This is a genomic window from Francisella adeliensis (assembly GCF_003290445.1).
GTDB lineage: Bacteria > Pseudomonadota > Gammaproteobacteria > Francisellales > Francisellaceae > Francisella > Francisella adeliensis.
Genome location: NZ_CP021781.1, coordinates 1,676,023 through 1,697,714, shown reverse-complemented (window position 1 = coordinate 1,697,714; position 21,692 = coordinate 1,676,023). Strand labels below are relative to the sequence as shown.

Sequence of the window (21,692 nt, the reverse complement as noted above, 5' to 3'; positions counted from 1 at the left end):
AATTTTTTCAGTTTTTACTTAATCTATCAGCTCAATATTCTCATCTAGGATATCTAAGCCTAGGGTTTCTTTTATCAAATTTACATTTTTATCGTTATTAACTAAATCTACCGCATTCTGCCTTTTAATTTCTGCGGGAGATTTTTGGTTGGAGCTTGTTAGATTTGTTTGATGGTTTTTTATATCTAATCTAAAGCTTGGGTTTTTGAAATATTCTCCAATACTAGCTTGAAGCTTAGATAAACATTGCGGGTCTAGTTCAAGAGTCTTTTTAGCATCATCATTTAAATGAATTTCAAAATGGTTATCTGTAACTTTTGCGAGATTGCTGTTAAAAGCTAGAGTCTTAGTGAACCCTTTTATTTTGATTTTATTTAAAAGATTAAACCATTTTGTATCTAAAGGTGTATCATCGCGTTGCGGTTGCGGTTGCGGTTGCGGTTGCGGTTGCGGTTGCGGTTGCGGTTGCGGTTGCGGTTGCGGTTGCGGTTGCGGTTGCATTACGGTTGCGGTTTTAGGTTTAGGTAAATGTTCTACTATAGGCTTAGAAACTTTAGACTCTTGAGCATTATTTACGCTAGGACTTGCTTTAGTCGGTTGTTTAAATTCTTCTTTAAGTCGAGAAATATCTTTTCTAGTTTCTTGTGAAAGATTAGCCTCAACAGGTTTTGAATCTGTAGTCTCGCTACTATTTAGGCTTTTTTTTTGAAATGCAATAAGACGAAGCACAGCCATAGTCACGCCAGTTTCAAAACTTGGTGCTAGTGAAATATCTTTTTTGGCAGATATCGTTAGCTGATACAGAAAGTGAGCCTGCTCTACAGAAAGGTGAGCTAAAATTTCATTAATTATATCAATGTCTATATCATTTATAACATCAAGGCTTTGCGTGAAGCTATATATACAACAGCTAAACCATATTTCAGCAATCCTATCAAGCACAGCTTCAGCATTTGATTCGCTTAATGTTAGGTTTTTCACAGCGGGTAGTATCGCATTTGGATCATTTTTGATAATAGCTTTGACTATAGTATAAACCTCTTCATTGTCAACAACACCGAGCATTTGTTTTATTTTAGCTTGTTCTAGCTTACCATTACAAAAGCTTATAGCTTGGTCAGTCAAGCTTAAAGCATCTCTTAAGCTACCTTTGGCATGGTATGCTATATAGTCTAGAGATTGTTGATCTGATTCGATTGATTCTTTGGTAAGAACTTCATTTATTTGTGCTTTAATATCTGTTTGAGAAATATGCTTAAGATGAAGTTGTATACACCTTGAAAGTATGGTTACTGGGATTTTATGATAATCAGTTGTAGCTAATATAAATTTGACATATTCCGGTGGCTCTTCAAGAGTTTTTAGCAGGGCGTTAAAACTTTGTTTAGAAAGCATATGTACTTCATCTATTAGGTAGACTTTGTATTTACCTTGAGAAGGCATATAAGCGATGTTATCTAATATCTCTTTAGTTTCTTCAACTCCTGTACGCGAGGCTGCATCTATCTCAATTAGGTCGATAAAGCTATTATTATTTATAGCTACACAATTTTCGCACTCATTACATGGTTCTGCAGTTACACCAGTTTTGCAGTTTAAACATTTTGCAAGTAGTCTGCCAAGGGTAGTTTTGCCCACACCACGCGTACCTGTGAAAAGATAAGCATGATGAACTTTTTGTGTTTCTAAAGCGTGAACTAAACTGTTTAGAGCATGCTGTTGTCCTGCAACTTCGGAGAAGGATTGAGGGCGATATTTACGTGCTAATGCTTGATATGACATAAATTTTTTTATATTAGTAAAGTCCTTGAATAAATGATAACAAAGTTAACTAAAAAGAATAAGGTATTATTGGGTGGCTTTCTCATTTTATAGTTTATGGGGTTGATATATTAAACAAATTGAAAAAATAAATTATAAAGGGTATCGTTACAGTAATATTTTTTAAAGAGTTGTTTTCTAATAATGAAGTTCAGGGTGTTTTTAGGATTAGTATTTGCTTTAGTTGTAAATTTAGGTTTTGCTGATTCAATAAAGGTTTCCGCAGTACAAATGCTTGCACATCAACAGTCGTTTGAAGAGTTTAAAGCAGATGTTTCAAGGTATGTGGAAGATGCAAAAAAGCAAAATGCCGATATTGTTGTTTTTCCAGAAGATAATACTCTTAATTTGATATACGATTTACCTTGGAAGAAAAGTTCTCTTCTTAATCTAGCAAAGTTTTATGATGCTTATAAAGCTTATTTGTTAAATTTAGCTAAACAAGAGAAGATAACAATTGTAGGTGGAACAATTGTGAGGGTCATTGATGAGAAGATTTATAATACTTTGATTGTAGCATTACCAAACGGTGAGATTATAGAGCATGATAAGATTTACTTAACACCTGTAGAATTAGCATTTGGATATAATGGTAAGGGTGACAATATACTAGTATTAGATACAGATAAAGGTAAGGTTGTAATTCTAATATGCTATACCAGTGAATTTGCAAATATATCTATAGAATTAGCTAAAATTGAACCAGATTTGATTATAGTACCGTCCTATACAGACGATATATATGGCTTAAGTAGGGTACAATCTGCTATTAAGATTCTTTCTATACAAAATTTTGCTTATGGTTTAGTAGTTGGTATGGTTTCAAATAGATCTATTAATGATCTTGAAGGTGCCGATGGAGTTGCACAAGCATTATTTGTATCACCTCAGCAAAAAGGTTTTCCATTAGACCATCTAAAGCGAGCTAAGTTTAATCATGAGGAAATGATAAGTTACGATTTTAATATTACAAAACTACATAATGAGAAAAAAGTAAATGATGTGTTTCCACATGATGGGCTTAATATCTACAGGAAAGTATCGTTTGATGTTAAGAGTATTGAGCTTTAGTAGCATCAGTTAGTAAGTGTTAGTTGTAAAAAATTCTACAAAAATATAAAATCTATCCATTAATCCTCTTATATAAAAAACTATAAAATGGAATCTATAAATTATAAAACTTTGTTAAAAGACCTAACGGCTCGTATCCAATCGTTACGAGACTATCTTTGACTATGATGTCAAAAAAGAAAAGCTAGTTGAAGTCCTTATGGAGCTAGAAGATGGCTCTGTGTGGGATAATCCTGAATACGCTCAAAATCTTGGTAAGCAAAAAGTTGAACTAGAAGGTGTAGTGCATAATTGTGATAATATCTGCGATACTTTAGAGGCTCTTACCGAGCTTTTAGAGATGGCTGATGGTGATGAGTCATTACTTGAAGAAATTGCGAAAGATACTCAGTCAGTACTTGCAGATATTGAGAAATTAGAGTTTCGCAGAATGTTTTCAGGACAGATGGATGCAAATAATGCGTTTCTAGAAATACAGTCAGGTTCTGGAGGTACAGAAGCACAAGATTGGGCTGAAATGCTGATGCGTATGTATATGCGTTGGGCAGATAGTCATGGTTTTAAAGTGACTGTTGATGATGTCTCCGATGGAGATGTGGCAGGTATAAAGGGCTGTACGCTAAAGATTGAAGGTGAATATGCTTATGGTTGGTTACGCACCGAGACAGGTATTCACAGACTTGTAAGAAAGTCGCCTTTTGATTCAAACAGTAAAAGACACACTTCATTTGCATCGGCGTTTATTTCACCAGAAGTTGATGATGATATTGATATAGAAATCAATCCTGCAGATTTGCGTATAGATACTTACCGTGCAAGTGGAGCAGGTGGGCAGCATGTTAATAAAACCGACTCAGCAGTGCGTATAACTCATGTACCTACAAATACTGTAGTGCAAAGTCAAAGTGATAGGTCGCAACATAAAAACAAAGATAGTGCGATGAAGCAACTTAAATCTAAGTTATATGAGTTAGAGCTTCAAAAACGCAATACAGAAAAAGATGCTCTTGAAGATTCTAAGTCAGATATTGGTTGGGGAAGCCAGATTCGTTCGTATGTGCTTGACCAATCGCGTATCAAAGATTTACGAACAGGTGTTGAAAGTTCAAATACTCAGTCAGTATTAGACGGTGATTTAGATAAGTTCATCGAAGCTAGTTTAAAAAGTGGATTATAGGCTAACCATAAAACTTATCAAGTAAGTTTTTAAATGTGGTTCCTTGAATAAATATAGATAGTATTACAACAATATATACAATAGAAAATAAAAGTACATACCTACTATCCATGGGTAGGGATAAGGCTAGCGCAATAGATACTCCTCCTCTTAATCCCGCCCATGTCATTACAATATTGTTCCGACTGTAGTCTTTAGGAACACCTCTGTTTCGTAAAAACACAGATATGGCAACACTTATATATCTAGCAATAACGGTAATAATAAACGACACAATCCCAACAAATAGTATTTTATTCGAATAATCTAGTTCTAATATTTTTATTCCGACTAAAACAAATAAAAATGCATTTAATAATTCATCAATTGTTAACCAAAAATCTGTGAATTTTTTGACCTCTCTGTTAGATAGTCTACTTTTAAATTTGCTGTTACCAATAATAAGTCCAGATACTACCATTACTAGAGGACCTGAAACCTCAAGTTGTTGAGCTAGCCAAAATCCTGAGCTAACGATTGCTAAAGAAATAATAATTAAAGTATGACTATCATCAGAGTTATGCATTAATGACATACCAACTACACCTAATAGTACACCCAATAGTATTCCTCCTAGACTTTCTTGCAAAAACAGTTCAGCAATATGTAAAATAGAGATGTCCGTATTTGAACCAAATGTTATAGATACTAATATCATAAAGAGAACTATGGATATTACATCGTTAAACAGAGATTCACCTTCTAGGAGTGATTTAACCCTTGTTGGAACATTTTTGTTTTTTTTGAAAACGGCAAATACTGTAACAGGATCTGTAGGGGAAACTATAGCCCCCACTAACAGATATACAACATAAGGAAGTTGTTTGCCTAAAATCATTGGGATAATTAGCCATCCAAGGGTACCTATGATAAATGTTGAGATAACTACTCCTATGCTAGAAAGAGTCAAAACACCTAAAAAGTGTTTTTTAAGATTTAGTAAGTTAAGGTGCATTGCTGAGGCGAAAAGCAAGTAACCAAGCATGCCATGTAATACAACTGCCTTAAAGTTAACACTATCTAGTTGATTATAAACAGGGTCAAATAAGTGTGGTTTAAAGTTTATTAAAACCAGTAGTATCAAAGAAAAACCAGCACTAATAACTATCAAGCCTACAGGTTTTGGCAGTTTAAGATACTTTAGGTTAATATAACTTGCTAATGCCGTAATGATACAAAGTAATACAAATAAACTATGGTGACTCATTTTTGTTATTTAAGTAAAAGAGATTTAACTAATTATAGGCAAAAGTTTTTTTTAAAAAAAGTTTAATTTGTATTGGAAGCTACTAGAGCGTAGTTGATAATAAATAGTTTGGCTAAAATCTAGCATTTCTAAATAGTTTGTGTGTATATAACTCAATAAATATTATGTATAATAGGTAGCTTAAACTTAAAAGACAATTCTCTCTATAAATTACAGGTGTATAAATGAGCAGTAAATTAAAAGATTTAATTAAAGTTTCTATCAAAGAGTATTTAGAAGCTAATGAAATCGCAATGAAAGATGCAGTAAGAGGCAAAATTCGTGAGCAGGTGCAAAACATCATCACAGAAAAAGGTCTTGATGAAAAAAGTGATGGCGTAAAAGAGCTGTCAGCATCATTAGTAAAAAAACAAATCACGGAGCTACAAGAAAGCTCACAGATGACTTTGAGAAAAGAAAAGCTTCAATCTTTAGCAGGTAAAAATGATGGTATAAGTCATCCAAATAGCTTTAGAAGAAATGCTGTAGCAAATGATTTGCAAAATAAATACGCAAGCTTTACAAAACCAGAATTAGAAGAGCTTGAAAATAAAGAACAATACAGTGTAACAGGTAGAGTAGTTCTACGCCGTGTAATGGGTAAGGCTTCATTTATCACGCTTCAAGATTATTCTGGTAGAATCCAATGTTATTTGAAAAAGAGCGACTTACCAGAAGGTCAGTACGATACTTTCAAAAATCTATGTGATTTGGGTGATATTGTAGGTATCACAGGTACTATGTTTAAAACAAATACAGGCGAACTTTCTGTAGAGGCTAGTCACTTTGAAGTTTTAACAAAATCAATTCGCCCATTACCAGATAAATTCCATGGTCTTGCAGATCAAGAGATGAGATACCGTCAAAGATATGTTGATCTTATCACAAATGAAAAGGCTCGTGATGTATTTAAGGTTCGCTCAAAGGTTGTAAGCTTTATCCGCAATTATTTTGACAGTTTGAGCTTTATGGAAGTAGAAACTCCTATGATGCATGTCCTACAAGGTGGTGCAGCTGCAAAACCATTTAGAACTCATCATAATGCCTTAGATATGCCGTTGTACTTGCGTATAGCTCCAGAGCTTTATCTAAAAAGATTAGTTGTTGGTGGTTTTGAGCGTGTTTACGAAATAAACCGTAATTTCCGTAATGAAGGTGTATCTTCAAGACATAATCCTGAATTTACTATGCTAGAGTTTTACATGGCGTATGCTGATTATAATGATCTTATGGATCTAACAGAAGATATGCTATCTAAGCTAGTACAAGAAGTTACAGGTTCAACAGAGTTAGAGTATGGCGAGCATAAAATTAACTTTGCAGGTAACTACGAACGAATCTCAATGGTAGATGCTATTGTCAAGCACGGCGATAATATCACAAAAGAAGATTTAACTGATTTTGATAAAGCTAAAGCAATTGCAGAAAGCTTAAAGATAAAAGTAGAGTCTTTCTATGAGCTAGGTCATCTTATCAATGAGATATTTGAAGAAGTGGCAGAACATAAGCTTATTCAACCAACATTTATCACAGATTATCCTGCTGTCGTATCTCCGCTTGCGCGTCGTCAAGATGGTAACCCAGAGTTTACTGATAGATTTGAGTTTTTCATTGGTGCTAGAGAAATTGCAAATGGTTTCTCTGAGCTTAATGATGCCCAAGACCAAGCTGAAAGATTTAGAAAGCAAGTTGAAGCAGCTGCAGGCGGTGATGATGAGGCAATGCCTTATGATAAGGACTATATCCGTGCGTTAGAATATGGTATGCCACCTACTGCAGGTCAAGGTATCGGTATAGATAGATTAGTGATGTATCTGACAAATTCACAGTCTATAAGAGATGTGATTTTATTCCCACACATGAAACCTGAGTAGGTTTTACCCTTACCTACCAGGGATAATTCTAGCTTCTATTTTACAAATTCTACTATGCTCGAGAACTTTTGTTTCTTGCATAACTTCAAATGTGATACTTTTTTAAGAACTTGTTTGACAGATCTTAATAAAACTAATCCTTTTTTGCAATTAGTTTATGCATAATGAATTTATTTATTATCAGAAAAAGCTATAAAGCTTATAAAAATTGTTATATTTATTTTATGAATATTTTGTATATAATGCAAATATTAGTATAGTTATTATAGAGTACAGAAAAATGAAAAAAATATTAGCACATTTAATTATTACATTATCTTTAAGTTATTCATATGCCTTAGAGGTAGGTTATGATAATCGGTACGATAATAAAATTAGTGATATATGTATTATAACTGGAAAATCTCAATCACCTAAATGTATTGAAAGAAAGAATCTAGAAGATAGAATCTCTACTGCTAGTAAATATAGAAATAGATAATTTATTTACTATTTGGAGTTATAGATTTTTTTACACATTATCAATGTGGTGTATTAGGATATTTATCCACCAGGAATAATTCTTACTTCGATTTTACCTAATTTATTATTTTCTACGGCATAAGAAATACTAGTATTAGTACCATCTTTGAAATTAAGTTGTGCTTTACAAACTCTACTATGCTCGTGAACTTTTGTTTCTTGTATATTTGAAATCTTATATGTAATGTCTTTCTGAGAACTTACTTGTCCTAATATGTTTTTTACTAGAGAATCTACTTCTATTTGAGCAGAGTTGCATGCGGGTATACTATTTTGCTTAAACACAAAAAAATAGATACTAGCAACTACAGATAATATTATAATTGTTGCGATTTTTTTCACTTTATTTATATCTATTTTTTATTTTATATACTTTAATTTTAGAACCATTTTCTTTGTTTACTGAATTTTTTAAGTATTGCATACCTGCTTTTATAGCGACTTTCTCACTAGCGATATTCTCAGGGATTATATTTGCAATAAGTTCATTAAAACCAAGACTATCAAAACAGTACTTTATTAGTGCTTTTAGGGATTCTGTAGCATAGCCGTTTCCGCAATACTCAATAGCTATAGAATAGTAGCATTCATAAGAGTCTTCCAGAGGAGAGAAGCCACATGAGCCAATAAATTCACCATTTTTATTTGTTATAGCATAAGAGTGAATGTGATTTTCTGTGCGGTAATTAGAAACTACAAAATCAAAGAGTTCACCAGCACCTTTCATAGTTTTTTGGCTTTCTTCAAGAAATAGAAATTGAGTATTTTGTTTATTAGTGAAAAAGTTGATAAGACCTGGTTTGTGAGATTTATTGAAATTCACTATTTGAAGTCTTGGTGCTTGAATATTCATAAGGATTTTTCCGATGCTGTAATAGATATTTTAATGATCATCATCATAACTAGCTTTGTGAGATTTACCCTCAACAAATGATGTTGCTGCAATAAGTAACGCTGAAACTACAAAAACGATATGAATAGAGGCAGCCCATACTAAGTCTCTATCAGAGGTTTGAGAAATTTCTAAGTATTTTTTTAATAATGATATTGATGATATACCAATTATAGATCCTGCAATTTTAAGTTTTACGGCATTTGGAGAAAGTTTTTTAATCCAAATAGGTTGTCCACCACCTTTTCTATCAAGGTTCATTTTACTAACAAAGTTTTCATAGCCACTTATTACTACTATAACCACAAGGTTAGCTACTAAGACTATGTCACACAAAGTTAGTGCTAGTATGATTAACTTATCTTCATCAAAAGTTGCTAAAGATGTAAATAATATATAAAGCTCATGATATATCTCATAGATAAAGCCAAAAAGTACGAAAGAAAGTAGTATATAGATAGGTGCTTGAATCCAACGGATTGCAAAGATAAATCTTTCAATAAGTGAGAGAAGTTTGTTGATCATAATAATTTCCTGACTGTTTAAGTAAATTCAAATATAGAAGATATATAAGTTAAGTTAAAAAATCAAATATTATTTTTATGTTAAAATTTGTGTTTGCTAAAATTGAGTGTGTAAAAATATAATCTACCCTAGATTTACAAGGTAATGACATATTTAATTTACTTCTGTTTTTCTATATTTTTATAGTATGTGAGTTCATAGATAATGTTGGTAACAAAAGCTAGACCTAAATAAGTATACCTAATTTCATAAGTGATTTTTTAATTTAGAGTGTTTAAAGTGCTTATTATAGAGAAAGAAGTATGGTAAATATATTAGAACGCTTATTATGGTTTTATTAGCTAGTCTCTAAGATTTTAATTATATCATCGTGACTATTGGTTTTAGCATCATCAATAGCTTTCATTCCCCAACGATCTTTTGTAGACACATCAGCTCCTTTATTTAAAAGATACTTCACTACATCATTATGACCTTCAGCTGCTGCTAGGTGTAGAGCTGTACGATTATCATAATCTCCTTTGTTAATGTCAGCTCCTAGTGCCACACTTCTTCGAACTTCAGTTAAATCACCTGTACTTGCTGCCCATATTAGCTCAAAAGTAAGATTTGACTCAACCATCATACGGTTTTCTATTGGATTGATTTTTAGATTATTATCAATATTGTCATAGTTATGGAAATTAAATTTATCTATTAGACGCCTACTGAAATCAACACCTCTAGCAGAGTTATGATTAGCATCTAACCTTGGTGAAAATATTGCAAATCCCCCAACATTCGGTATAGCAATTACTAAAGAGCCTGATACCCCTGATTTCGCAGGTAAGCCTACTGAGAAGGCGTACTCTCCTGAGAAGTCATACATTCCACAAGAGTACATCATAGATAATGAGTTTCTAATCGTTGTTGGTGAGAATATTTTCTTGTTTGTAAGAGGGCAAATGCCACCATTAGCAAAAGTAGACATTACTTTTGCCATTTTGACTGCATTTACTTGTATAGAGCAATTTTGGAAATAAAAATCTAAAGTTGTATGGATATCTGTACCTTCAGGAAAAGCATCTACCTCTTTCATGAAATGAGCTAATGCATAGTTTCTATTAGCAGTTTCTTTTTCTGAATGGTAAGTGGCATTATCAAAGCCGATGTGTTCACCACCGGCAAGATTACTCCAAACTTGGGTAACATATTCAAACCTATCAGCTAAATTAACTTCAGGTTTTATTAATGAGGATGTCATAATTGCACCTGAATTAATCATCGGATTATGAGGTAAATTATGTTTGTTTAAGGCAATAGCGTTAAAAGTAACACCACTTGGCTCCCTACCTACATGTTGATGGACTTTTTCTTCACCATTAAGTTCAGTTGCTATACAGTATGATATGGCTTTAGATGTAGATTGAACACAATATGGTTGCTTATAATCACCAAGAGTTATCATTTGTCCGTCAACACTACAAAAAGCTACTGCAAAAAGATCTGGGTTTACGCGCGCTAATTGAGGGATATATGTAGCTACCTGTCCTTCAGCATTTTTAGAAACCTCTTTAAAAATTTCTCTTATTTCTTTTTCGAACTCATTGAAATCAGGGATTATGAATCCTTTATTTATTGATTTTTCAATAAGGCTTATACATTCTGAGCTTATCTCTATAAAGCCTTCAAAATCAATCTTGTCTCTTCTTGAATAATCTTCTAGATTCTTGTTGAGTTTCTTGATTCTGGGATCACTTCGAGTAATACCATTATCTTTCAAATGGCTTATTATATCCATTTTAGTGATATGTCCAGTTTTATCGCAAATAGCCTCAAAAATTGTTTTATAGTGCTCTTCACCAATAGTGCAAACTTCAACACTGTTTATTTTATTAGATTCCATTATGAGCCTTTATTTATTTTAATTAGTTTTGTGGAAGTATGTATTGTTTAAAGAATAACAAAGAAAAAGAATTCTGAAAGAAGTTTATGCTACTGTTGCTGCTGCAAGAGCTGCGGAAACCAAGTAGGGATCAGAGTTAGCACCAGGTCTTCTATCTTCAAAGTAACCATAGCCTTTGATAGCAACAGGGCGTGGTATTCTGATTGAGCAACCTCTATCAGCATCACCAACATTGAACGTGTTAATGTCACTAGTTTCAAGCTCACCTGTCAATCTATCGCCTAGACCAAACCCGTAATCCAAGATATCTTTAGCATGATTTTTTTCTAAATTTTTGACAATGTTATCAATAGTCTGTTTACCTGTTTCAGCACTTCTAGTACCTATAGTAGAGAAGTTAGCATGCATACCAGCACCATTCCAGTCACCCTTGATAGGTTTGTTTGAAAATGAAACTGCTATATCGTACTCTTCACCTAGCCTTTCTAATAACCATCTCGCTAAATGAGTATGATCAGATACATTTAGTATGCCAGCATCTTCGCCGTCTACACCTCTTGGGCCTATTTGAAACTCCCATTGACCAGGCATTACTTCAGCGTTTATTCCGTAGAATAAAATACCCGCATCAAGACATGCTTGCATGTGAGTTTCTACAAGGTCGCGACCAAATGCTTTTTCTGATCCAGCACTACAGTAATATGGTCCTTGAGGTCCAGGGAAACCTGTAGTTGGCCAACCTAACGGTCTACCATCTTGAAACATTGTATACTCTTGTTCAAAACCAATCCACATATCGTGATCTATTGAACTGTCAAGAATAGAGCGTAATTTAGCTCTGTTGTTTGTTATATGAGGAGTTTTGTTATCTGGGTTGTATACTTCGCAAAGTACAAGATAGCCACATTCTCTAAGTGGATCAAATACAAAGTTTACTGGTTTTAATATGCAATCAGAGTCATGGCCTGTAGCTTGATTGGTAGACGAACCATCAAAACTCCAGTCTGGAAAATCTGTAGCGCTCGTAATTTCTTGGAAGGGAAGTACTCTAGTTTTTGAGCGAAGCTCAGGTACAGGCACGCTTCCATCAATCCAAATATACTCGGCTGTCATTACTCTCATTATCAAAATCCTTTATTTTGTTGTTTCAAATATTATGATACCAATTAGTACAAAAAAGTAAATGTTTGATAGCCAATAATATTGATTATAAATTTAAAAAAGACTGTATGTAATCTCGTTTAGAGTGAGTTTTATATTGCCTTTTTTTGCGCCTTTAATATATAGGTCTGCATCAAGACATTTTTCTAAGGCATTAGTGATTGTTGAAAGGTTGATTTTATTTATCAAACTAGAGTAGTACTTTTGTTTGGAAGCCCAGATATTGTTATCTTTAAATATCTTCTGGTAATAGGTATTTTGAGTCGCCTTAAGTTGAGAAAGTATTCGCAATTCTTTTTTTAAGGTCCAAAGCACAAGAGGTGGTTTATCGTTTTCTATCAGTATACTGTTTAATATAGTTAAAGCCTTAGCTTTTTGTTGCATTAATATAGCATCAGATAGATCAAACACATCAAAGCTGGCGTGTTCGTGTAAAAATGGCCTAATGTTAACCTCATCAAAATTATTTTCATTTTGTCTGCTTAAAAGCTTTAGTATTTGCTTTGTGGCTATTAGATTCCCTTCTGTTTTTTGAGCTAAAAGTGCAATAGCATTATCATTTAGTTTTAAGTTAGTCTGAGTGATTTCATGTTTAATTATATTGATTGATGCTTGAAAGTTTGGTTGATAAATATGGATGTGTTCAGCATTATTTGTAATTGATTGAAACCATTTAGCACTTAAGGTTTGTTTTTTTAATCCGTGAAATACTAAAATATAAACATTATCACTAGATTTAGTTAAGTTTTCGATTAGTGCTTTTTGAAGATTTTTTTGTGGTGGTTTCTCGATGTTGAATTGTACAAGCTTATCCATAGCAAATAAGCTTAAGCTATCAGCTTCGTCGTATAGTGAGTCATGTTTTTGTTCGGTTAAATCGTGTCTAACTATCTCAAAACCTTTATTTTTAAATGAGTCAGTTATTTTCTCAATAGCATTAAACCTTTGTAGTGGCTCATCACCACTTATTACAAAAGTCTTAGTATTTGATATATCTGGCTTTTTAATAAAATCTAAGTAGTTTGTTTGCATAGGTTAAGAAAGTTTAATTATTTAAAGTAGCTATAAGTAGTTTATTATATTAATTGTTATAACAAAAGTATTAAGAGTTTTAAGATGAAAAAAGTAATTATATGTCTATTTGCTGTTAGTGTGGTATTTTTAAGTGGCTGTGTTACAAAGCCTTCAAATATAGAGCCGGTTAAAAATTTTCAAGCAAAAAAGTATCTTGGTAAATGGTATGAGATAGCTCGTTTTGATAATCGTTTTGAAAAAGGTATGACTAATGTAACAGCAGAGTACAGTCTAAACTCTGATGGTTCAATCAAAGTGGTTAATAGTGGTGTTAATGCTAAAACAGGTGAAAGAACTTACGCAGATGGTATAGCAAAATTTGTTGGTAACCAAGATACAGCATTCTTAAAAGTTTCATTCTTTAGGCCGTTTTATGGAGTTTACATAGTGTTTGAGTTAGATGATAATTATAAATATGCTTATATTGCTGGTGATGATAAAGATTATCTATGGTTGTTATCTAGGACACCTACAGTGCCTAAAAATGTAAAAGAAGATTTTGTATCTAAAGCTAAAGAACTTGGTTATAACACGAGTGACCTTATATGGGTTAAGCAGCAGTAAATAAGGAAACATCTCTATTGAGAGGCATCTTCTTTGCTAATGTTTTTAATAATTCTGTCATTAATTTTCAAGAATATAAGTGGAGAAGCCATTAATAGCCCTCCTAGAATTAAAGATATAGTAAATGTAGATATGCTCAATACACCATCTAAATATGCTCCATAATAAATCCAGCTAGAGATTGGCAAGAAAAGTAATATAGATGTGATTACACCAGGAGATATATTTTTTTGGAATATCGTTGGCAGAATATGAAAAAATATTCCATTGATAAGCATTAAAGCTGCTATTATCAAGCCGAAGGCTGGTAAATGCCAACCTATCATTGCAGAAGATATTGAGATAAACATTACAGCAGCATTTGCAGTATAGAATGTACTCCATTGCATTTGCTTTAGGCCTAATGATGATCTTGCCCAGCTTCTCCAATCAAGTATAAGCTCTTCTAGTACATGGATGCTATAAGCGGCAAGAGCTATCCAAAGCAGATATTCATGAGTCATTTCTTTAATTCCTTTTATGTTTAAATTATAAAGTAAAAGTATAATTACAAAGATTATTGAGTCAATCTAAGAAACCATTATAGCTTACTACATATTAAGAATAGTGTAAGACAGAAATAAATTCAGTATGAGTAGCGAATTATATATTTAAATGTCAATTTGTTGGGAGTATTATGTTGAATGATAGTAATTAACTTTGGGAATTGTCATGTCACTATATCCAGAAATAGAACCATATAATAAAGAGTTGTTGAAAGTGTCAGATCTTCACACAATATTTTTTGAAGAATGTGGTAACCCAAAAGGCAAGCCTGTTGTGTTTGTGCATGGAGGGCCTGGTGGAGGTATTCAGCCAAGTTACAGGAGATATTTTAATCCAGATAAATATCGCATTGTTTTAGTTGATCAACGAGGTTGTGGACAAAGCACGCCTTTTGCAGAAATTGAAGAAAACACTACTCAACATCTGATAGAGGATTTTGAGAAGATTCGTAAAAAGCTTGGTATAGGTAGATGGATGGTGTTTGGAGGGTCTTGGGGTAGTACTCTAGGGTTAGCTTATGCTCAAAAGTATCCCGAAGTTGTTACAGAACTTGTTCTTAGGGGAATCTTTTTTGGTAGAGCTAAAGAAATCTCTTGGATGTATCAACATGGTGCAAGTGAAGTATTTCCTGATATGTGGGAAAAATATGTAGAACCAATCCCAGTGGAGCAAAGAAATGATTTCTTATCTGCTTACTATAATATACTCACAGGTGAGAATAAGGCTCTCAAACAAAAAGCCGCTATTGCTTGGAGTGTTTGGGAAGCATCAATAAGTAAGTTGTTTATGGATAAGGAAGCTATACTCAAATATGCGGGTGATAAGTTTAGTTTAGCTTTTGCACGAATTGAATGTCATTTCTTTAAAAATAAACTCTTCTTAGAAGAGGCTCAACTACTTAAAAATGCTCATAAAATAGCAAACATACCTGGAGTTATTGTACAAGGACGCTACGATATGGTTTGTCCAGCAGCTTCTGCTTGGGATCTACATAAAGCATGGCCAACAGCAAAGCTAGAGATAATCTCAGATGCAGGTCACTCTATAAGCGAGCCAGGAATTGTAGAGGCTTTAGTTAAAGCAACAGATGGTTTTGTTGAATAAGAATTATTTCTTTTAAAAATATTTAATTTGAATATCTAATGGTTTTAGTAAGGTCCAAGATTATAATCGTTATAAAGCGTGAACATATTTTCACCAGAATGGTGTATTAAAGTGGTTAAAATGATAAATTTTAAAAAACCTTCAAAAAGATGTAAAAAGTAGTTGCGTTTTGTAAATGTGATGTGTATTATATGTCTTCACCGGTTGGGAGTGATGCAACGGGAAGCGAGGCAGCGATTAGGTTTGCGGTCATCGAGATATTTAATAGATATATTATATACAAACACTTTGTTAATGAATTTGAGTGAACAGTAGTTAGAGTCAGAAATAGATTAAACTGAAGAGTTTGATCCTGGCTCAGATTGAACGCTGGTGGTATGCTTAACACATGCAAGTCGAACGGTAACAGAAAGAGCTTGCTCTTTGCTGACGAGTGGCGGACGGGTGAGTAACGCGTAGGAATCTACCTATCTGTGGGGGATACCGTTTGGAAACGAACGTTAATACCGCATAATATCTTCGGATTAAAAGTGGCGCTTGCGCTGCTGCGGATAGATGAGCCTGCGTTAGATTAGCTTGTTGGTGGGGTAAAGGCCTACCAAGGCTGCGATCTATAGCTGATTTGAGAGGATGATCAGCCACATTGGAACTGAGACACGGTCCAAACTCCTACGGGAGGCAGCAGTGGGGAATATTGGACAATGGGCGGAAGCCTGATCCAGCAATACCATGTGTGTGAAGAAGGCTCTAGGGTTGTAAAGCACTTTAGTCAGGGAGGAAGTTTATTTGGTTAATAGCTGAATAAATTGACGTTACCTGAAGAATAAGCACCGGCTAACTCCGTGCCAGCAGCCGCGGTAATACGGGGGGTGCAAGCGTTAATCGGAATTACTGGGCGTAAAGGGTCTGTAGGTGGTATAGTAAGTCAGATGTGAAAGCCCAGGGCTCAACCTTGGAACTGCATTTGATACTGCTAAACTAGAGTATAGTAGAGGAATGGGGAATTTCTGGTGTAGCGGTGAAATGCGTAGAGATCAGAAGGAACACCAATGGCGAAGGCAACATTCTGGACTAATACTGACACTGAGGGACGAAAGCGTGGGGATCAAACAGGATTAGATACCCTGGTAGTCCACGCTGTAAACGATGAGTACTAGCTGTTGGGTTCGGTGTAAAGGATCTAGTGGCGCAGCTAACGCGTTAAGTACTCCGCCTGGGGACTACGGCCGCAAGGCTAAAACTCAAAGGAATTGACGGGGACCCGCACAAGCGGTGGAGCATGTGGTTTAATTCGATGCAACGCGAAGAACCTTACCTGGTCTTGACATCCTGAGAACTTTCTAGAGATAGATTGGTGCCTTCGGGAACTCAGTGACAGGTGCTGCACGGCTGTCGTCAGCTCGTGTTGTGAAATGTTGGGTTAAGTCCCGCAACGAGCGCAACCCCTATTGATAGTTACCATCATTAAGTTGGGTACTCTATTGAGACTGCCGCTGACAAGGCGGAGGAAGGTGGGGACGACGTCAAGTCATCATGGCCCTTACGACCAGGGCTACACACGTGCTACAATGGATATTACAGAGGGCTGCGATACCGCGAGGTGGAGCGAAACTCAGAAAGGTATTCTTAGTCCGGATTGCAGTCTGCAACTCGACTGCATGAAGCAGGAATCGCTAGTAATCGCAGGTCAGAATACTGCGGTGAATACGTTCCCGGGTCTTGTACACACCGCCCGTCACACCATGGGAGTGGGTTGCTCCAGAAGTAGATAGCTTAACGAATGGGCGTTTACCACGGAGTGATTCATGACTGGGGTGAAGTCGTAACAAGGTAGCCGTAGGGGAACCTGCGGCTGGATCACCTCCTTAAAGGAAATACGAAAAATAGAAATAAACTTTAACTGTTGTTTCTCAAGTGATTTAACTTAGTGTTTGTAGATAATATATTTTAGTGTAAATAAATACGGGTCTGTAGCTCAGCTGGTTAGAGCGCACCCCTGATAAGGGTGAGGTCGGTAGTTCAAGTCTACTCAGACCCACCATTTTCTGAACATCGTAAGATGTTGGGAGTATAAAACATATTGGGGCCTTAGCTCAGCTGGGAGAGCACCTGCTTTGCACGCAGGGGGTCAGCGGTTCGATCCCGCTAGGCTCCACCAATATTTATTTGCATGAAGATAGAGATATTTAACAATTTAGTATAGAGATAGACTTAAGAAAATAAGTGCAAGTGGCGGATGCCTTGGCATTCAGAGGCGATGAAGGACGTGTTAATCTGCGATAAGCTTCGGTTAGGTGGTAAATGACCTATGATCCGGAGATTTCCGAATGGGGGAACCCAACCAGAGCAGTCTGGTTACCTACTCGACATAGAGTTAGGAGCGAACGAGGGGAACTGAAACATCTAAGTACCCTTAGGAAGAGAAATCAATTGAGATTCCCGTAGTAGTGGCGAGCGAAGTGGGAAGAGCCTGGTATGATATAGCTAGAATTATAGTAGAACAAGTTGGGAAGCTTGACGATAGAGGGTGATAGTCCCGTATACGAAATAATCTTAGTGGAACTAGACATACGAACAAGTAGGACGGGGCACGAGAAACCTTGTCTGAATATGGGGGGACCATCCTCCAAGGCTAAATACTACTGAATGACCGATAGTGAACTAGTACCGTGAGGGAAAGGTGAAAAGAACCCTTATAAAGGGAGTGAAATAGAATCTGAAACCACTTGCATACAAGCAGTAGGAGCATAATTTAGTTATGTGACTGCGTACCTTTTGTATAATGGGTCAGCGAGTTACTTTTAGTAGCAAGGATAACTGAATAAGGGATCCGTAGCGAAAGCGAGTCTTAATAGGGCGTATAGTTGCTAGGAGTAGACCCGAAACCGGCGCGATCTATCCATGACCAGGTTGAAGGTTAGGTAATACTAACTGGAGGACCGAACCCACTAATGTTGCAAAATTACGGGATGAGTTGTGGATCGGAGTGAAAGGCTAATCAAGCACGGAGATAGCTGGTTCTCCCCGAAAACTATTTAGGTAGTGCCTCGTGTATAACTGATTGGGGTAAAGCACTGTTTCGACTAGGGGGGTTTTACGACCTTACCGACTCGATGCAAACTCAGAATACGATCAAGTTCAATCACGGGAGACACACTGCGGGTGCTAAGGTCCGTAGTGGAGAGGGAAACAGCCCAGACCGCCAACTAAGGTCCCCAAGTCATAGCTAAGTGGGAAACGAAGTGGGAAGGCCCAGACAGCCAGGAGGTTGGCTTAGAAGCAGCCATCCTTTAAAGAAAGCGTAATAGCTCACTGGTCGAGTCGGCCCGCACGGAAGATTTAACGGGGCTAAGCTATGCACCGAAGTTGCGGATATAGATAATATATGGTAGGGGAGCGTTCTGTAAGCCGATGAAGGTGTGTTGAGAAGCATGCTGGAGGTATCAGAAGTGCGAATGCTGACATGAGTAACGTAAAATAAGTGAGATTCTTATTGGCCGAATACCCAAGGATTCCTACGCAATGTTAATCAACGTAGGGTAAGCCGGCACCTAAGGCGTAGCTGAAGAGTGAAGTCGATGGAAAACAGGTTAATATTCCTGTGCTGCTTATATGAATGATGGAGGGACGGAGAAGGCTAGGTAGGCCCGGCGAATGGTTGTCCGGGTGAAAGTAAGTAGGTAGATATGCTAGGTAAATCCGGTGTATTGTTGATCTGAGATACGAGACGAAGTCAAACTTGTTTGACGAAGCTATTGATGCCATGCTTCCAGGAAAATCTTCTAAGTATATTGTATAGGTAACCGTACTGTAAACCGACACTGGTGGGTAGGTAGAGAATACTAAGGCTATGAGACAACTCTGGTGAAGGAACTAGGCAAAATAACACCGTAACTTTGGAAGAAGGTGTGCCCATGTTATGTGAAGGGACTTGCTCCTGGAGCAGAGATGGGTTGCAATTATCAGGTGGCTGCGACTGTTTATCAAAAACACAGCACTCTGCGAAATCGTAAGATGAAGTATAGGGTGTGACGCCTGCCCGGTGCTGGAAGGTTAATTGAAGTGGTTAGCGCAAGCGAAGCTGTGGATCGAAGCCCCAGTAAACGGCGGCCGTAACTATAACGGTCCTAAGGTAGCGAAATTCCTTGTCGGGTAAGTTCCGACCTGCACGAATGGCGTAACGATGGCCACACTGTCTCCACCAGAGACTCAGTGAAATTGAAATCGCAGTGAAGATGCTGTGTACCCGCGGTTAGACGGAAAGACCCCGTGAACCTTTACTACAGCTTTGCACTGGACTTTGAATATTTATGTGTAGGATAGGTGGGAGACTATGAAGACAAGTCGCTAGATTTGTTGGAGTCGACCTTGAAATACCACCCTTGACTATTTGAAGTTCTAACTCAGGAGAAATTCGAGGACAGTGTATGGTGGGTAGTTTGACTGGGGCGGTCTCCTCCCAAAGAGTAACGGAGGAGTACGAAGGTGCACTCGGCATGGTCGGAAATCATGCCAAGAGTATAAAGGCAAAAGTGCGCTTGACTGCGAGAGTGACGGCTCGAGCAGGTACGAAAGTAGGTCTTAGTGATCCGGTGGTCCTGTATGGAAAGGCCATCGCTCAACGGATAAAAGGTACTCCGGGGATAACAGGCTGATTCCTCCCAAGAGTTCATATCGACGGAGGAGTTTGGCACCTCGATGTCGGCTCATCACATCCTGGGGCTGAAGCAGGTCCCAAGGGTATGGCTGTTCGCCATTTAAAGTGGTACGCGAGCTGGGTTCAGAACGTCGTGAGACAGTTCGGTCCCTATCTGCCGTGGGCGTTGGATATTTGAGAAGAGTTGCTCCTAGTACGAGAGGACCGGAGTGAACGAACCACTGGTGTTCCGGTTGTTTCGCCAGAAGCATTGCCGGGTAGCTACGTTCGGAAGGGATAACCGCTGAAAGCATCTAAGCGGGAAGCCTCCTTCAAGATTAGATATCCCAGGTCTTAGACCTGTAAGGAACGTTGGAGACTACGACGTTGATAGGCTGGGTGTGGAAGTACAGCAATGTATGAAGCTTACCAGTACTAATGATCCGAGAGACTTAAGTCTATTTCTATGCTGAATTGTTAAATATCTTTATTGATATGCAATTAAACAGTAAAATACAAAACCAAAACATTAGAGATTAAAGTTTTGGCGATGATAGCTTGTAGGTACCACCTGATCCCATTCCGAACTCAGAAGTGAAACTATAACACGCCGATGATAGTTTAGCATTCGCTAAGTGAAAGTAGGTAGTCGCCATTTTATTCTATAATAAAAGACTCAACAACAATGAGCACATATTAAAAGCCCCATTAGATAACCTCTAGTGGGGCTTTTTTTTGCCTTAAAATATACCGATTAAGATCGTTCACTTAGATGATTGGTTGGTTTATTTTCTAAACTATTAACTATAATTAACCTTAGTAAAGGTGGTTCTTTATATATTTTTTGCAATTTTCTGCTTATACTGAATATGTGTCTAATATATGTAAAGGTAAATAATTATGAGCGATTATAAGAGCATGGACCAATCAACAGCTGATGATATTAAAAATGTTATTGATGGTTTGAATAAGTACTGTGATTCAGATTACTTAGTTGAGCTGTATTCAACGTTATTATTAAAATTGCAAGATTCTAAAGAAGGATTCCCTATTAATAGGTTTGAGCATTCTTTACAATCTGCTACGCTAGCACATAAAGATGGTAGGGAATTAGATTATGTTATTTCTGCTTTGTTACATGATGTGGGTGAAATATTTGACCCATTTAATCATGATCACATTATAGCAGAACTTCTTAGAAACTATATCTCTGATAAATGTTACTTCATGCTAAAGTACCATTCTATTTTCCAAGGGTATAATTTTTGGGATAAAATTGGTTTAAATAAAAATCTTAGAGATGAGTTTAAAGATAATCCATATTATGATGATGCTGTAGAGTTTATAGCTAAATATGATGATAAAGCATTTAGTAAGTCATATGAAAATATGACTCTTGAAGAATTCAAGCCAATGATGAAAGAGTTTTTTATGTTAAAGCATAAAAATAAAGACGTCTTCAATGTTAACAAATAATTCTAAATAAATATTTTTTCTGTAATCCAACTTTTCACCTAAACCATTTAGTAGTATGAGTTTTATACAGATTTCTTAT

16 protein-coding genes, 2 tRNA genes and 3 rRNA genes are annotated in these 21,692 nt (G+C 36.2%); 12 read left to right on the top strand and 9 right to left on the bottom strand.

What is annotated here, in order from left to right; genetic code table 11:
• Positions 1–18: 18 nt before the first annotated feature.
• Positions 19–1,782, bottom strand: a complete 1,764-nt coding sequence (gene dnaX / locus CDH04_RS08155; protein ID WP_112870545.1) for a DNA polymerase III subunit gamma/tau — start codon at positions 1,780–1,782, stop codon at positions 19–21.
• 183 nt (positions 1,783–1,965) lie between these two features.
• On the opposite strand from dnaX, the gene CDH04_RS08150 reads away from it, so the two are divergent.
• Positions 1,966–2,892 (top strand): nitrilase-related carbon-nitrogen hydrolase, encoded by a 927-nt coding sequence (locus CDH04_RS08150; RefSeq protein ID WP_112870544.1) that lies wholly within the window; start codon positions 1,966–1,968, stop codon positions 2,890–2,892.
• 87 nt (positions 2,893–2,979) lie between these two features.
• Positions 2,980–4,069 (top strand): peptide chain release factor 2 gene (gene prfB, locus CDH04_RS08145; protein ID WP_112870543.1). Its coding sequence is split into 2 segments (ribosomal slippage): positions 2,980–3,051 and positions 3,053–4,069, totalling 1,089 coding nucleotides; the frame shifts between segments, so codons are not numbered across the junction.
• Position 4,070: 1 nt separating this feature from the next.
• Here the strand turns inward: prfB and CDH04_RS08140 are convergent.
• On the bottom strand, positions 4,071–5,315 hold the full coding sequence (locus tag CDH04_RS08140; protein WP_112870542.1) for a cation:proton antiporter: 1,245 nt from the start codon (positions 5,313–5,315) through the stop codon (positions 4,071–4,073).
• A 224-nt stretch (positions 5,316–5,539) separates the two neighbouring features.
• On the opposite strand from CDH04_RS08140, the gene lysS reads away from it, so the two are divergent.
• Positions 5,540–7,228: a lysine--tRNA ligase gene (gene lysS, locus CDH04_RS08135; RefSeq protein WP_112870541.1), complete on the top strand. Its 1,689-nt coding sequence runs from the start codon at positions 5,540–5,542 to the stop codon at positions 7,226–7,228.
• A 280-nt stretch (positions 7,229–7,508) separates the two neighbouring features.
• Positions 7,509–7,709: a hypothetical protein gene (locus tag CDH04_RS08130; protein WP_162699218.1), complete on the top strand. Its 201-nt coding sequence runs from the start codon at positions 7,509–7,511 to the stop codon at positions 7,707–7,709.
• Positions 7,710–7,771: 62 nt separating this feature from the next.
• On the opposite strand, the gene CDH04_RS08125 is transcribed toward CDH04_RS08130, so the two are convergent.
• The 6 genes from CDH04_RS08125 to holA form a co-directional block, all read right to left on the bottom strand.
• Positions 7,772–8,092, bottom strand: a complete 321-nt coding sequence (locus CDH04_RS08125) for a hypothetical protein (protein ID WP_112870539.1) — start codon at positions 8,090–8,092, stop codon at positions 7,772–7,774.
• A 1-nt stretch (position 8,093) separates the two neighbouring features.
• Positions 8,094–8,603, bottom strand: coding sequence for a GNAT family N-acetyltransferase (locus CDH04_RS08120; RefSeq protein WP_112870538.1), 510 nt, complete (start codon positions 8,601–8,603; stop codon positions 8,094–8,096).
• A 30-nt stretch (positions 8,604–8,633) separates the two neighbouring features.
• On the bottom strand, positions 8,634–9,167 hold the full coding sequence (locus CDH04_RS08115; protein ID WP_112870537.1) for a TIGR00645 family protein: 534 nt from the start codon (positions 9,165–9,167) through the stop codon (positions 8,634–8,636).
• A 337-nt stretch (positions 9,168–9,504) separates the two neighbouring features.
• Positions 9,505–11,052: a glutaminase A gene (gene glsA, locus CDH04_RS08110; protein ID WP_112870536.1), complete on the bottom strand. Its 1,548-nt coding sequence runs from the start codon at positions 11,050–11,052 to the stop codon at positions 9,505–9,507.
• A gap of 84 nt (positions 11,053–11,136) precedes the next feature.
• Complete coding sequence (locus CDH04_RS08105; RefSeq protein WP_112870535.1) at positions 11,137–12,174, bottom strand: glutamine synthetase beta-grasp domain-containing protein; 1,038 nt, start codon at positions 12,172–12,174, stop codon at positions 11,137–11,139.
• 93 nt (positions 12,175–12,267) lie between these two features.
• A complete protein-coding gene (holA, locus tag CDH04_RS08100; protein ID WP_112870534.1) occupies positions 12,268–13,245 on the bottom strand; it encodes a DNA polymerase III subunit delta in 978 nt (325 codons plus the stop codon).
• Between the two features lie 84 nt (positions 13,246–13,329).
• On the opposite strand from holA, the gene CDH04_RS08095 reads away from it, so the two are divergent.
• A complete protein-coding gene (locus CDH04_RS08095) occupies positions 13,330–13,851 on the top strand; it encodes a lipocalin family protein (protein ID WP_112870533.1) in 522 nt (173 codons plus the stop codon).
• A 14-nt stretch (positions 13,852–13,865) separates the two neighbouring features.
• Here the strand turns inward: CDH04_RS08095 and CDH04_RS08090 are convergent, their stop codons facing one another.
• Positions 13,866–14,354, bottom strand: a complete 489-nt coding sequence (locus CDH04_RS08090) for an HXXEE domain-containing protein (protein ID WP_112870532.1) — start codon at positions 14,352–14,354, stop codon at positions 13,866–13,868.
• Positions 14,355–14,562: 208 nt separating this feature from the next.
• On the opposite strand from CDH04_RS08090, the gene pip reads away from it, so the two are divergent.
• The 7 genes from pip (at position 14,563) to CDH04_RS08055 (ending at position 21,613) form a co-directional block, all read left to right on the top strand.
• Complete coding sequence (gene pip / locus CDH04_RS08085) at positions 14,563–15,501, top strand: prolyl aminopeptidase (RefSeq protein ID WP_112870531.1); 939 nt, start codon at positions 14,563–14,565, stop codon at positions 15,499–15,501.
• A gap of 334 nt (positions 15,502–15,835) precedes the next feature.
• Positions 15,836–17,369 (top strand): 16S ribosomal RNA (locus tag CDH04_RS08080).
• A 96-nt stretch (positions 17,370–17,465) separates the two neighbouring features.
• Positions 17,466–17,542 (top strand) — tRNA-Ile (locus tag CDH04_RS08075).
• Between the two features lie 41 nt (positions 17,543–17,583).
• Positions 17,584–17,659: transfer RNA gene (locus CDH04_RS08070), tRNA-Ala, on the top strand.
• A 51-nt stretch (positions 17,660–17,710) separates the two neighbouring features.
• Positions 17,711–20,597: ribosomal RNA gene (locus CDH04_RS08065) — 23S ribosomal RNA — on the top strand.
• Between the two features lie 83 nt (positions 20,598–20,680).
• Positions 20,681–20,795: ribosomal RNA gene (gene rrf, locus CDH04_RS08060) — 5S ribosomal RNA — on the top strand.
• The 16S, 23S and 5S rRNA genes sit together here with 2 tRNA genes alongside, the layout of an rRNA operon.
• Positions 20,796–21,037: 242 nt before the next feature.
• Positions 21,038–21,613 (top strand): HD domain-containing protein, encoded by a 576-nt coding sequence (locus CDH04_RS08055; RefSeq protein WP_112870530.1) that lies wholly within the window; start codon positions 21,038–21,040, stop codon positions 21,611–21,613.
• Positions 21,614–21,692: the final 79 nt, after the last annotated feature.

What these genes read in the sequence shown, in the direction of transcription:
- CDH04_RS08130 (WP_162699218.1), top strand. Translation starts at nt 7,509, where the DNA reads ATGAAAAAAATATTAGCACATTTAATTATTACATTATCTTTAAGTTAT.
- CDH04_RS08115 (WP_112870537.1), bottom strand. Translation starts at nt 9,167, where the DNA reads ATGATCAACAAACTTCTCTCACTTATTGAAAGATTTATCTTTGCAATC.
- holA (WP_112870534.1), bottom strand. Translation starts at nt 13,245, where the DNA reads ATGCAAACAAACTACTTAGATTTTATTAAAAAGCCAGATATATCAAAT.
- CDH04_RS08120 (WP_112870538.1), bottom strand. Translation starts at nt 8,603, where the DNA reads ATGAATATTCAAGCACCAAGACTTCAAATAGTGAATTTCAATAAATCT.
- CDH04_RS08105 (WP_112870535.1), bottom strand. Translation starts at nt 12,174, where the DNA reads ATGAGAGTAATGACAGCCGAGTATATTTGGATTGATGGAAGCGTGCCT.
- CDH04_RS08095 (WP_112870533.1), top strand. Translation starts at nt 13,330, where the DNA reads ATGAAAAAAGTAATTATATGTCTATTTGCTGTTAGTGTGGTATTTTTA.
- CDH04_RS08090 (WP_112870532.1), bottom strand. Translation starts at nt 14,354, where the DNA reads ATGACTCATGAATATCTGCTTTGGATAGCTCTTGCCGCTTATAGCATC.
- pip (WP_112870531.1), top strand. Translation starts at nt 14,563, where the DNA reads ATGTCACTATATCCAGAAATAGAACCATATAATAAAGAGTTGTTGAAA.
- glsA (WP_112870536.1), bottom strand. Translation starts at nt 11,052, where the DNA reads ATGGAATCTAATAAAATAAACAGTGTTGAAGTTTGCACTATTGGTGAA.
- dnaX (WP_112870545.1), bottom strand. Translation starts at nt 1,782, where the DNA reads ATGTCATATCAAGCATTAGCACGTAAATATCGCCCTCAATCCTTCTCC.
- CDH04_RS08150 (WP_112870544.1), top strand. Translation starts at nt 1,966, where the DNA reads ATGAAGTTCAGGGTGTTTTTAGGATTAGTATTTGCTTTAGTTGTAAAT.
- lysS (WP_112870541.1), top strand. Translation starts at nt 5,540, where the DNA reads ATGAGCAGTAAATTAAAAGATTTAATTAAAGTTTCTATCAAAGAGTAT.
- CDH04_RS08055 (WP_112870530.1), top strand. Translation starts at nt 21,038, where the DNA reads ATGAGCGATTATAAGAGCATGGACCAATCAACAGCTGATGATATTAAA.
- CDH04_RS08140 (WP_112870542.1), bottom strand. Translation starts at nt 5,315, where the DNA reads ATGAGTCACCATAGTTTATTTGTATTACTTTGTATCATTACGGCATTA.